A 12169-nucleotide genomic window follows, 5' to 3' on the forward strand; every position below is an offset into this window, starting at 1 on the left:
CACAGGAGGACGCTACCGTCCGGCGGCGTCCTCGGCGTCCGGGGCCGAGCCGCCCGGCCCGGGCGCGGTGCGCTCCGCACGGGTCGCCGCGGCGGCCGCCTCCACGCCGTCGCGAGGGCCATCGGGGTCGGCGGGTTCGGCGCGGTCGTCCGGGTCGGGGTCCTCCGTCGCGTCGGCGCCCCCTGCGGGCGCTCCCTCGAGGCCGTCGCCGGTGCCCGTCCCGGCGGCGTACCGGGGGTCGAGCTCGGCCGGGGTCTCGCGACCGGGCCGCATCCGCCGGGACACCACGAGGTAGACCAGCGCCCCGAGCGCCACCACGAGGGCGGTGAACACGTTGAGCCGGATGCCGAAGAAGTGGTGCGCCTCGTCGATGCGCAGCGACTCGATCCACGCGCGCCCGATCGAGTAGAGCATCACGTAGAGCGCGAAGACCCGGCCGTGGCCCATGCGGTAGCGGCGGTCGGCCCACACGACGACGGCGGCCACGCCGAGGCACCACAGGGACTCGTAGAGGAAGGTCGGGTGGTAGGTGGCGAACTGCTCGTAGCCCGGCGGGCGGTGCGCCAGGTCGATCTCCAGGCCCCACGGCAGGTCCGTGGGCCGCCCGAACAGCTCCTGGTTGAAGTAGTTGCCGAACCGGCCCATCGCCTGGGCGATGACGATGCCCGGGGCGATCGCGTCCGCGAAGGGCGGCAGCGGGATCCCGCGACGGCGCACGCCGATCCACGCGCCCACGCCGCCGAGCAGGACGGCGCCCCAGATGCCGAGGCCGCCGTCCCAGATGCGGAACATGGCCAGCCAGCCCTTGCCGCCCTCGCCGAGGTAGATCTGCCAGTCCGTGACGAGGTGGTAGAGCCGGCCGCCGATGATCCCGAACGGCACCGCCCACACCGAGACGTCGGTGACCAGCCCGGGGCGACCGCCGCGGGCCACCCAGCGGCGGTTGCCGATCCAGACCGCGACGACGATCCCGGCGAGGATGCACAGCGCGTAGGCGCGCACGGGCAGCGGCCCGAGGTACCAGACGCCCTCCGGCGGGCTGGGGATCGAGGCGAGCAGGTTCACGAGTTGTCGGCGATGAGCTTGGCCAGCGCGGTCATGTCGTTGAGCGTCGCCGACGGCACCTCGGTGCCGTTGAGGTACGCGGTGGGGGTGCCGGGGACGCCGTCGTCCTGGAACGCCTGGTAGGAGTTGTTGACCCAGTCGCGGTAGATGCCGCTCTGCACGCAGGTCTCGAACGTCGTGTAGGCGTCACCGGTGATGCCGGCCTGCTTGCCGAAGTCGAGCAGCTGGGCCTGCGAGTAGCCGTCGCCCTCGTTGGCCGGCTGGTTGTGGAACACCACCGAGTGGTACTGCTGCGCCTTGCCGGCGTCGATCGCGCAGCCCCAGGCCATGGCCGCGGCCAGCGAGGAGTTGGGGTTGGGGCTCGTGGCGGCGAACCGGGCGTCGAGGAACGCCGTGGGCCGCCACACGAGGTTGACCTTGCCCTCGTCGGCCATCTTCACGACGTCCGCGCCGTGGGTCTGCTCGAACTGCCCGCAGCTGGGGCACTGGAAGTCCTCCCAGATGGCCAGCGTCGGCTTGCCGGCGGCGGTGTTGTACGGCACGCCCCAGGGCGTGGAGCCGGTGCCGGTGAGGACCCCCGTGGGCACGGCGGCGTCGGCCACGGTGCCGCTGGTGGTGCCGGCGCTCGACTGCTGGGAGTTGTTCCAGTAGACGGCGCCGAAGATCAGGCCGACGGCGACGACCACGGCGATGCCGCCGAGGATGCGCACGCGCCGGTCGCGGCGGCGCTGCTCGGCCTCGGCCGCGGCGCGCGCCGCGGCGGCCTTCTCCTTGGTCGTGCGCTTGCTCTCCTTGGGGGCGGGGCTCATCGGGTCGGCTCCTCGAGCGCGGAGGGGTCATCGGTCAGGTCGTCGTCGTAGGCGTCCGGGTCGAACGGCTCGCCGTCGAGCGAGAGCTTGGTGCGGGGCCACGCCACAAGCCACACGGCCATCCCCATGAACAGGAAGTCGCGCAGCAGCTCGGAGGTGTAGCGCCAGACCTTGCCCTCCTCGCTCACGTCGCCGCCGCCGCCGAAGCAGCCGCAGTCGATCGAGTAGCCGCGGATCCACACGCTGGAGATGCCGAGGATGAACCCGAGCATCAGCAGGGCGGTGCCCAGTGCGGCCCAGCGGGTGAACAGCCCGACGAGGAGCAGCACGGCGAGCAGCACCTCGACGCCGGGCAGCGCCCAGCCGAGGAAGTCGACCCACGACGCCGGGAACACGCGGTAGGCGAGGATCGCCTCGCGGCGCGCGTCGTTGGACTCGAGCAGCTTGGCCAGCCCGGACCAGAACAGGATCCCGGCCAGGACGAGGCGCAGGGCGGTGCCGATCCAGGCACGGACGTCAGGACTCACGTGCCCGATCATCCCTCACCAGTCCCGTCCCCCCGTGCCCCGGGGCCCCGTGCTGCGTCCCCGTGTCGGACGGCCCGGCGGCCGCCGGAGTTCCCCGTGGCGCTCCCCCAGCGGTGCCGTGCGACGGCGGCGGCCGCCGTCCCGGCCACCTCCGGGCGCCCCGGACGGGCTGCCGGACCGGTCAGCGGCGGCGCACGCCCTGCGCGAGCTCGGCCGCCAGGCGGCCCACGGAGGCGATCCCCTCGGCCCGCGTGGGCGCGTCGAGCAGGCGGCGCACGAACGCCGAGCCCACGATCACCCCGTCGGCGTAGGCGGCGACGTCGGCGGCCTGCTCGGCGGTGGTCACGCCGAGGCCCACGGCCACCGGCAGCGACGTGTGCGGCCGGGTGCGGGCCACGAGGGCCGGCGCCGCGGCCGACACGGACGCGACGCCGGTGACGCCCATGAGGCTCGCGGCGTAGACGAACCCCGTGGTGATCCCGCAGACCACGCCGATCCGCTCCTCGGTGGAGCTCGGCGCGACCAGGAACACGCGGTCGAGGCCCGCGGCGTCCGTGGCGGCGATCCACGGCCCGGCCTCCTCGGGGGTGAGGTCCGGGGTGATGACGCCGACGCCGCCGGCTGCCGCGAGGTCGGTCGCGAAGCGCTCGACGCCGTAGCGCTCGACCGGGCTCCAGTAGGTCATCACGAGGGTGGGCGCGCCCGTGGCCGCGACCGCCTCGACGGTCTTGAGCACGAGCGAGGTGGTGACGCCGCCCCGCAGGGCGGCCTCGGCCGCCGCCTGGATCGTGGGCCCGTCCATCAGCGGGTCGCTGTAGGGCAGCCCGATCTCCACGATGTCGACGCCGTTCTCGACCATCACCCGGATGGCGTCGATCGCGCCGTCGACGTCGGGGAAGCCGGCGGGCAGGTAGCCGACGAGCGCGGCACGGTTCTCGGCCCTCGCCGCGGCGAAGGTCTCGTGCAGGCGGCTCACGCCCGCCCCTCCGGTGCGCGCTCGCCCTCGAGCAGGCCGAACCACCGGCTCGCGGTCTCGACGTCCTTGTCGCCGCGGCCCGAGCAGTTCACGACGATGACCGCGTCGGGCCCGAGCTCGCGGCCCAGCCGCAGGGTGCCGGCGAGCGCGTGCGCCGTCTCGATGGCCGGGATGATCCCCTCGGTGAGGCACAGCAGGCGGAACGCGTCCATCGCCTCGGTGTCGGTCACCGCGGAGTAGTGCGCCCGGCCCGTGTCGGCCAGCCAGGCGTGCTCGGGCCCCACGCCCGGGTAGTCGAGCCCGGCGCTGATCGAGTGCGACTCGATCGTCTGCCCGTCGTCGTCCTGGAGGACGTACGAGCGGGTGCCGTGCAGCACGCCCACGGAGCCGCCGGTGATCGTGGCGGCGTGCCGCCCGGTCTCGACCCCCTCGCCGCCCGCCTCGTAGCCGTGCAGCGCCACGCCCGGGTCGTCGACGAACCCCGAGAAGATGCCGATCGCGTTGGAGCCGCCGCCGACGCAGGCGGTGACGGCGTCGGGCAGCCGGCCGACGAGCTCGAGCACCTGGGCCCGGGCCTCGACGCCGATCACCTTCTGGAACTCGCGCACCATCTCCGGGAACGGCGCCGGGCCGGCGACCGTGCCGATGAGGTAGTGGGTGTCCTCGACGTTGGTGACCCAGTCGCGCATGGCCTCGTTCATGGCGTCCTTGAGGGTGCGGCTGCCGGCCCGCACGGGCACGACCTCGGCCCCGAGCAGGCGCATGCGCGCGACGTTGAGCGCCTGGCGCCGGGTGTCCTCCTCGCCCATGTAGACCACGCACTCGAGGCCCATCAGCGCGGCCGCGGTGGCCGTGGCGACGCCGTGCTGCCCCGCACCGGTCTCGGCGATGACCCGCTTCTTGCCCATGCGGACGGTGAGCAGCGCCTGGCCGAGCACGTTGTTGATCTTGTGCGACCCGGTGTGGTTGAGGTCCTCGCGCTTGAGCAGGACGCGCGCCCCGCCGGCGTGCGCGCCGAAGCGCGGGCAGTCCGTGAGCGGGCTCGGGCGGCCCGTGTACGACGCGAGCAGCCCGGCGAGCTCCGCGTGGAACGCCGGGTCGGCCTGCGCGGCGCGGAAGGCGGCGTCGAGCTCGTCGAGGGCGACGATGAGCGCCTCGGGCACGAACCGTCCGCCGTAGCGGCCGAAGTGGCCGGCGGGGTCGGGGACCTGCGCAGCGGCGGAGTCCGGGTCGCTGTGCGTGGTGGTCATGGGGCCTCCGTCAGCCTCGGGCGTTCTTCACCGCGGGGTGCGCGCCGGCGGTGACGAGGTCGTGCACCGCGGTGCGCGGGTCGCCCCCGGTGACGAGACTCTCCCCCACCAGCACGGCGTCCGCACCCGCGTGGGCGTAGGCGAGCAGGTCGTGGGGGCCGCGGACGCCGGACTCGGCGATGCGCACGCACGACGACGGGATCGACGGAGCGACCCGGGCGAAGGTCTCGCGGTCGACCTCGAGGGTCTTGAGGTTGCGGACGTTGACGCCCACCACGGTGGCGCCGGCGTCGAGCGCGCGGGCCACCTCCTCGGTGTCGTGCACCTCGACGAGCGGGGTGAGCCCGAGGCTGCGGGCGCGCTCCACGAGCGACACCAGCGCCTCCTGCTCGAGGGCGGCGACGATGAGCAGCGCGACGTCGGCGCCGTGGGCCCGCGCCTCCCACAGCTGGTAGCTGCTGACGATGAAGTCCTTGCGCAGCACGGGGACGTCGACCGCGGCCCGCACGGCCGCGAGGTCGTCGAGCGACCCGCCGAAGCGCCGCCCCTCGGTGAGCACGCTGATCACGTGGGCGCCGCCGGCCTGGTAGTCGAGGGCCAGCGCGGCCGGGTCGGCGATCGCCGCCAGCGCGCCCTTGCTCGGGCTGGAGCGCTTGACCTCCGCGATGACCGAGACGCCGTCGCCGCGCAGCACGGCCTCGGCGTCGAGGGCCGGCGGGCGGGCCGCGGCCAGCTCCTTGAGCTCGTCGAGGGTGGTCCGCGCCTGACGCTCGGCGAGGTCGGCGCGGACGCCGTCCAGGATGTCGTCGAGCACCGTCATGCGACGAGGCTAGCCGTCGGGGTCGACCCGGTTTCGCCGGGGGCGCGCGAGGTGCGGCCCGCGACCGGGCCGACGTCGTCGTCCTAGACCGTGGCCGAGCCCAGCCAGGCCAGCGCGGGCACGGCGTCGATGTTGCGCGCGACGGTGAAGGCCAGCACCACCGCCGTGGCGGTCCAGAGCAGGGCCCTGCTCGCGGCGGGGCTCAGCCGCGCGGACACCGGTCGGGGGGGCTCGCCGGTCCAGGCCCGGCGCAGCCACCGCACCCAGAGCACCAGCGCCGGCACGGCGAGCAGCACCACGAGCGCGTTGTGCGAGAGGGCGCCGGCCACGTCGCCGTGCGCCAGCGCGTGCACGCTGCGCAGCCCGCCGCAGAACGGGCAGTCGAGCCCGGTGAGCGCCTTGGTGGGGCACAGCGGGTAGTGGCCGGGCTGGTTCGGGTCGACCAGGCCCACGTAGGCCGTGCCCAGCAGCACCGCGCCGCCGACCAGGAGCGGGCCGGCCAGGCGCCGGGTGCGCGGGCTCATGTCAGGAAGGGTAGGCGCCGGCGGGGGCGTGCGGCAGCGCGACACCGATCCGCGCGCCGCCCTCGGGTGCGTTGCCGGCGTAGGCCCGGCCGCCGAGCCGTGCTGCCAGCCGCCCCACCAGCGCCAGCCCGACGCCGGTGCCGACCTGGCGGACGCCGTGGTAGCGCTCGAAGAGCGCGGCCGGCTCGAACGCGACCGCGACGTCGTCCGGGGTGAGGCCGGGGCCGCCGTCGCGCACCTCGACCGCGGCGCCCCACGTCTCCGGGCGCACGGACAGCACGAGCGGGCGCCCGGACGGCGTGACGCGCAGCGCGTTCTCGGCCAGGTTGTCGACGATCTGGCGCACGCGCAGCGGGTCCGTGCGCACCACCAGCGGTGTCGCGGGCAGCTCCGGCACGAACACCACGCCCTCGCGCTCGCAACGGGCCGACCACACGGCGGCGGCGTCGGCGCCCAGCGCGGCGAGGTCGACGTCCACCGGTGAGAGGCGCAGGTCGGCCGCCCCGAGGCGGGCGAGATCGAGCAGGTCGGCCACGAGCCGGTCGAGGCGCTCGGACTCGCGCAGCAGGGTGGCACCGGTGCGCGGCACCTCGCCGGGCGCCACGACGCCGTCGGCGAGGGCCTCGGCGTATCCCTTGATGCCCGTCAGCGGTGTGCGCAGCTCGTGCGACACGGAGAGCAGGAAGTCGCGCTGGCGGCTCTCGCTGGAGGCCAGCGCCCCGGAGAGCCGGTTGATCGACTCCCCCACCGACGCGACCTCGGCGGGACCGTCCGGCACGAGGGCGACGTCGCGCGCGCCGTCGGCGAGCCGGTGCGCGGCCTCCGCCGCGTCGCGCAGCGGCCGGACCACACGACGGGCCACCACGTAGCCGAGCAGCGCCGCGACGACGAGACCCGCGAGCAGGGCGAGGGCGAGGCGGCGCAGCGCCAGCCCGGCCTGCGAGCCGGCCACCGCGGCGTCCTGCACGAGGAAGACCGACACCCCGGAGCTGACCTGGCGGCCCTCGACGTAGACGGTGCCGCCGTCGCCGCCCCGCACGTCGCTGACGCTGCCGCCCGCCGCCGTGACGGCGACGTCCGCCGCCGTCACCGGCGGCTGCGGCGGACGGCGCGGGCGGACCACCTGCACGGTGATGCCCTGAGCCACGAGCGCCGCGCGCCACCGGGCCAGTCCGGAGCCTACCGGGTCGTTCTCGGCGCGCGCCACGACATCGACCACGAGGTCGGCCTCGCGGGCCAGGGTGTCGCGGGCCTGCGCCTCGCTCGCGCGCGACACCAGCGGGATCGACACCAGTGCCGCGACCACGACCGCCACCACCGCGACCAGCGAGGTGGTGAGGGCGAACTGGCGGGTGAGGCTCGGCCGCCGGCGCGGGGCCGCGGCGGGCGGGGGCGCGGGCACGGCGTACCCGGCCGCCGGGGACGGCGGGACGCTCACCGGCTCACGCCCCGCCGCGCGGGTCGGCGCTGTAGCCCACGCCGCGCACGGTGCGGATCGGGCTGGCCGCGCCGAGCTTCGCGCGCACCTGGGCGACGTGGACGTCGACGGTGCGCGTGCCCACCACGGCGGCGTAGCCCCACACCTCGCTGAGCAGCTGCTCGCGGGTGAACACCCGCCCCGGCGACCGCATGAGGTGCGCGAGCAGGTCGAACTCGGTGGCGGTCAGCTCGACGTCGCGGCCCGCCACGGCGACCCGCCGGGTGCCGCGGTCGACGGTGACCTCGCCGACGGCGAGCGGCGCCGAGGCCGTGGCCGGCCCGTCGGCGCGGCGCAGCACCGACTTCACCCGCGCCACCACCTCGCGCGGCGAGAACGGCTTGGTGATGTAGTCGTCGGCGCCGAGCTCGAGGCCGAGCACGCGGTCGATCTCGTCGTCGCGCGCCGTGCAGAACAGCACCGGCACCCAGTCGCCCTCGGCCCGCAGCGCGCGGCACACCTCGGTGCCGTCGAGCTCGGGCAGCCCGACGTCGAGCACGACCGCCACCGGGGCCAGCGACCGGGCGGCGGCCAGGCCGGCCCGGCCGTCGCGCTCGACGTGGACGCCGTAGCCCTCGCGCGCGAGGTACATCCGGAGCAGGTCGGCGATGGAGGCCTCGTCCTCCACGACCAGGACGAGGCCGCGCTCGGACCCCGGGGTGCTCACGCGTCCCAGCGTGTCAGAGCCGGGTCACGGGACCGCTCAGCGCGTGTACGAGTCGTGTCAGGACCGGGTCACGGGACGACGGGACGGTGGGAGGCCGGTCGCGGCCGGCGTGCCGTGGCCGCCGGGTCGGGACGAGGCGGGTGCGACCGCGCGGTGCGGCGCGGCGGTGTGCGGCGCCGGGTGCGGCGCGCGGGTCAGTGCTCGGCGCTCTCGGCCTGCTTGCCCAGGCCCGCCATCGACATGACCTTGCCGACGACCGCGCCGACCACGGCGAGACCGACGGCGCCGATCCAGAACAGGGTCCAGTTGTCCGTGAGGACGGCGATGGCGCCGATGACGAACGCGATCATGATGATCGTGACGGCGGTCCACGCAGCGGGGGTGTTGCCGTGGTCCTCGTGCTCGGCGGTCATCGTGGTCCCTCCTCGACGGTCGTCGGCGCCATCATGTCAGACCCGGTCCGCGGCGCGGGGCCGGGCCGCGCCGTCGCGGCGGCGTCGGTCCCCGCCGGCCCGCCGTCGCCCGTGCCGGGTGCCTCGGCCGACGGGTGGCCCGCGCCGGCGGCGGCCTCGTCGACGGGCGCGTTCGCGGGAGCGTCCGCGGGTGCGGAGCGCGGCGCGGTGTCGGTGTCCGCGTCGGGGTCGGCGTCGGCGTCGGTGTCGGCGTCCAGGGTGGGGTCGACCCCGCGGTCGAGCTGGTCCCAGGCCGACTCCGGTCGCGCGGCCCGCGGCCCGGGCGCGGCCGGCTGCGCGCCGTCGCGCTCGTAGCGCCGGCCCATCTGCGGCCAGCCGCCGCCGCGCAGCAGGGCCAGCACCCCGGCGGCGGCGACCAGCACGCCTCCGAGCAGCGCGACCAGCCACCACAGCGAGCCGACCACGACCGCGCCGGCGGGCGAGCCGGTGCGCTCGGCCACCACCTGCGCGATCGTCGCCCCGGCGCCGGTGGCGCCCGAGGCCGTGAGCGCGAACTGCACCGCGATCCACGCCGTTCCGGCACCGGCGAGCACCAGCAGCGCGCCGACGACGACGCGGCCGCGCGAGCGCGTGGCGACCAGGCCCGCCACCCCGGCCAGCGCCAGCACAGCGAGCGCCGAGAGGGCCGGCGCGACGTCGGATCCGGTCACCGCGACGGCGAGGGTGGGCAGACCGGCCCCGCCGACGGCGGCGCTGGCCCACACCCGTCCGGCCGAGAGCAGCAGTGCGCCGGCGCCGACCGCGAGCAGCACCAGCGCGAGGGCGTAGCTGCGGTCGCGGCCCGGTGCAGGCCCGGTCGTGGCGGAGCCAGCGGCGTCCGGCTGGGTCACGCGCCCGCCGTCCGCATCGTCGAGGCCATGGCGACGGCGCGCAGCACCGCCGCGGCCTTGTTCACGCACTCGACGTGCTCGGTCTCCGGGACGGAGTCGGCCACGAGGCCGGCCCCGGCCTGCACGTACGCGACGCCGTCCTTGACCACCGCGGTGCGGATCGCGATGGCGGTGTCGAGGTCGCCGGCGAAGTCGAGGTAGCCGATGGCGCCGCCGTAGATGCCGCGGCGCACCGGCTCGAGGTCGTCGATGATCTCCATCGCGCGCGGCTTGGGCGCGCCCGAGAGCGTGCCCGCCGGGAAGGTCGCCGCGAGCACGTCGTACGCCGTGCGGCCGGGGGCGACCCGGCCGACCACCGTCGAGACGATGTGCATGATGTGGCTGTAGCGCTCGACCGACATGAAGTCGATCACCTCGACCGTGCCCGGCGCGCACACCCGGCCGAGGTCGTTGCGGCCGAGGTCGACGAGCATGAGGTGCTCGGCGCGCTCCTTCTCGTCGGCGAGCAGCTCGTCGGCGAGTGCGTTGTCGGCCTCCGGGGTTGCGCCCCGGGGGCGCGAGCCGGCGATGGGGTGCAGCAGCGCGCGCCCCTCCTCGACCTTCACCAGCGCCTCGGGCGAGGACCCGACGACGTCGAAGGCGACCTCGTCGGACAGCGACCCGTCGGCCGTTCGCACGGGCACGCGGAGCAGGTACATGTAGGGGCTGGGGTTGGTCACGCGCAGCACCCGGTAGACGTCCAGCGACGACGCCGGGCACGGCGCGGAGAAGCGCTGCGACAGCACGATCTGGAAGGCGTCGCCCGCGCGGATGTGCTCCTTGCACGCCTCGACCCCGGCCTGGAAGTCCTCGGGCGTCGACCGCGCCGACACCTCCACGGTCGCCGTGGTGTCGTAGGTGGACGCCGACGCCGCGGAGCTGCGGGCGAGGTCGGCCTGCATCGCGTCGAGCCGGGCGACGGCGTCGTGCCACGCCTCGTCGACGCGCTCGTCGGTGGCGTCGTAGTTGATCGCGTTGGCGATGAGCAGGACCGACCCGTCGTGGTGGTCGAGCACGGCGAGGTCGGTGGCGAGCAGCATCGCGAGCTCCGGCACGCCGAGCTCGTCCGGGTTGGCGTCGGGCAGCCGCTCCCAGCGCCGCACGACGTCGTAGGAGAGGTAGCCGACCATCCCGCCGGTGAGCGGCGGCAGCCCGGGCAGGCGCTCGGTGTGCAGGGCCGCGATGGTGTCGCGCAGGGCCTGCACGGGGTCGCCCGTGGTGGGCAGCCCGACCGGGGCGTTGCCGTACCAGCGGGCCTCGCCGCCGGTCTCGGTGAGCATCGCGGCGCAGCGCACGCCGACGAACGAGTAGCGCGACCACGAGCGCCCGTGCTCGGCGGACTCGAGCAGGAACGTGCCGGCGCGCTCCCCCGCGAGCTTGCGGTAGAGGCCCGTGGGGGTCTCGCCGTCGGCGAGCAGCCGGCGCACCACTGGGATCACCCGGCGGTCGCGGGCGAGGACCCGGAAGGTGTCGAGGTCGGGCGAGGCCGACCCGGCGAACGTGGCGGCGTAGGGCTCGGCGGTGGCGGTCACGAGCTGCTCCCGGCGAGGTCGAGCAGGAGGTCGGCGTCGAAGCAGGTGCGCTCGCCCGTGTGGCAGGCGGCGCCCACCTGGTCGACCGCGAGCAGGACGGCGTCGCCGTCGCAGTCGAGGCGCACGGAGCGCACGTGCTGGGCGTGGCCGGAGGTGTCGCCCTTCACCCAGTACTCCTGCCGCGAGCGCGACCAGTACGTCGCGCGGCCGGTGGTGAGGGTGCGGCGCAGCGCCTCGGCGTCCATCCAGGCCAGCATGAGCACCTCGCCGGTGTCCCACTGCTGGGCCACCGCCGCGACGAGGCCCGTCTGGGGGTCGGGACGAAGCCGCGCGCGCACGGCCTCCCACTGCTCGGCGTCGAACGCGACCTGCTCCACGGGCGCCATTGTGCCGTGCGGGGGCGAGCCCGTTTCGCGCCCCGAGGGCCCGGGCCGTCCGCGGGCCGTCGGCGCCGTCCCGGACGGCGGCCGGGAGCGACCACCTGCGCCGGGTGTGCCGGGCGCGCCGGCGCGGCTGCCGGATCAGGCCGAGAGCAGCCAGGACCGCGCGTCGCCGCGCAGCAGCAGCGCGACGACCGAGCCGGAGAGCGCGAGCGTGACCACGAACGAGATGAGCGAGCCGTTGCCCGTGAGCAGCGTGCCGACCGACCAGAGCAGGTTGAGCCCGCTCAGGACGAGCAGCACCCACGCGCCCCAGCGCCGTCCGCGCACCGCGGCGACCCCGCAGGCGAGGTAGACCGCGCCGTCCGCGAGCAGCACGAGGGCCCCCACGAGCACGAGCGAGGAGACCGAGACCGTGAGGGTGCCGTCGCCGCTCGCGATCGCCCGGTTGAGGGTGTCGAGGTCGTGGGCGAGCGAGAGGTAGGCCAGCACGGCGAGGACGCCGACGACCAGCGTGATCGCGCCCTCCACGATGCCGATGACGCCGGCGGCGGTCACGCCGCCGGGGATCCGGCCCGGGGCGGGGTGCGCGTCCCCTGCGACGTGGGGCGACATCGGACCCGGTGCGACGGAGTCCCAGGGGCTCACCGGACCCGGCGCCGCCACGGCGGCCCCGGCGATCCCGGGAGCGGCGTAGGGCCCGGTGGGGACGGCGGGCAGGTCGATCGGCGTGCCGAACCGGTTCACGGCGCCCGGTTGGTACCCGGCCTCCGCGGGGGCGGGGGGCACCGGCGCGGCCG

13 protein-coding genes are annotated in these 12169 nt (G+C 75.9%); all 13 read right to left on the reverse strand.

Features of this window, described 5'->3' with window-relative positions; translation table 11 throughout:
- Positions 1 to 12 precede the first annotated feature (12 nt).
- The 13 genes from GC157_08415 to hisI all read right to left on the reverse strand — a co-directional run bounded on the left by GC157_08415 (position 13) and on the right by hisI (position 11375).
- Positions 13 to 1065 (reverse strand): prolipoprotein diacylglyceryl transferase, encoded by a 1053-nt coding sequence (locus tag GC157_08415; GenBank protein ID MBI1377489.1) that lies wholly within the window; start codon positions 1063 to 1065, stop codon positions 13 to 15.
- Positions 1062 to 1874: a thioredoxin domain-containing protein gene (locus GC157_08420; protein MBI1377490.1), complete on the reverse strand. Its 813-nt coding sequence runs from the start codon at positions 1872 to 1874 to the stop codon at positions 1062 to 1064. The genes GC157_08415 and GC157_08420 overlap by 4 nt, the downstream gene beginning before the upstream one ends.
- On the reverse strand, positions 1871 to 2413 hold the full coding sequence (locus GC157_08425; protein MBI1377491.1) for a DoxX family membrane protein: 543 nt from the start codon (positions 2411 to 2413) through the stop codon (positions 1871 to 1873). Before GC157_08425 ends, GC157_08420 begins: the two co-directional genes overlap by 4 nt.
- Before the next feature lie 169 nt (positions 2414 to 2582).
- Complete coding sequence (locus GC157_08430; GenBank protein MBI1377492.1) at positions 2583 to 3377, reverse strand: tryptophan synthase subunit alpha; 795 nt, start codon at positions 3375 to 3377, stop codon at positions 2583 to 2585.
- Positions 3374 to 4627 carry a tryptophan synthase subunit beta gene (trpB, locus tag GC157_08435; protein ID MBI1377493.1) on the reverse strand — a complete coding sequence of 418 codons (1254 nt, stop codon included), beginning with the start codon at positions 4625 to 4627 and terminating at the stop codon, positions 3374 to 3376. Before trpB ends, GC157_08430 begins: the two co-directional genes overlap by 4 nt.
- Before the next feature lie 10 nt (positions 4628 to 4637).
- A complete protein-coding gene (gene trpC / locus GC157_08440; GenBank protein MBI1377494.1) occupies positions 4638 to 5447 on the reverse strand; it encodes an indole-3-glycerol phosphate synthase TrpC in 810 nt (269 codons plus the stop codon).
- 83 nt (positions 5448 to 5530) lie between these two features.
- Positions 5531 to 5971: a DUF2752 domain-containing protein gene (locus GC157_08445; protein ID MBI1377495.1), complete on the reverse strand. Its 441-nt coding sequence runs from the start codon at positions 5969 to 5971 to the stop codon at positions 5531 to 5533.
- Position 5972: 1 nt separating this feature from the next.
- On the reverse strand, positions 5973 to 7373 hold the full coding sequence (locus tag GC157_08450) for a HAMP domain-containing protein (GenBank protein ID MBI1377496.1): 1401 nt from the start codon (positions 7371 to 7373) through the stop codon (positions 5973 to 5975).
- A gap of 40 nt (positions 7374 to 7413) precedes the next feature.
- Complete coding sequence (locus GC157_08455; protein MBI1377497.1) at positions 7414 to 8115, reverse strand: response regulator; 702 nt, start codon at positions 8113 to 8115, stop codon at positions 7414 to 7416.
- A 194-nt stretch (positions 8116 to 8309) separates the two neighbouring features.
- Positions 8310 to 8528, reverse strand: a complete 219-nt coding sequence (locus GC157_08460) for a hypothetical protein (protein MBI1377498.1) — start codon at positions 8526 to 8528, stop codon at positions 8310 to 8312.
- Positions 8525 to 9487 carry a hypothetical protein gene (locus GC157_08465; GenBank protein MBI1377499.1) on the reverse strand — a complete coding sequence of 321 codons (963 nt, stop codon included), beginning with the start codon at positions 9485 to 9487 and terminating at the stop codon, positions 8525 to 8527. The genes GC157_08460 and GC157_08465 overlap by 4 nt, the downstream gene beginning before the upstream one ends.
- Positions 9415 to 10989: an anthranilate synthase component I gene (locus GC157_08470; protein MBI1377500.1), complete on the reverse strand. Its 1575-nt coding sequence runs from the start codon at positions 10987 to 10989 to the stop codon at positions 9415 to 9417. The genes GC157_08465 and GC157_08470 overlap by 73 nt, the downstream gene beginning before the upstream one ends.
- Entirely contained in the window at positions 10986 to 11375 is a 390-nt protein-coding gene (gene hisI, locus GC157_08475; protein MBI1377501.1) for a phosphoribosyl-AMP cyclohydrolase, read from the reverse strand. The genes GC157_08470 and hisI overlap by 4 nt, the downstream gene beginning before the upstream one ends.
- Between the last annotated feature and the right edge of the window lie 794 nt (positions 11376 to 12169).

This window comes from Frankiales bacterium (assembly GCA_016125335.1).
Classification (GTDB): Bacteria; Actinomycetota; Actinomycetes; order S36-B12; family CAIYMF01; genus Longivirga.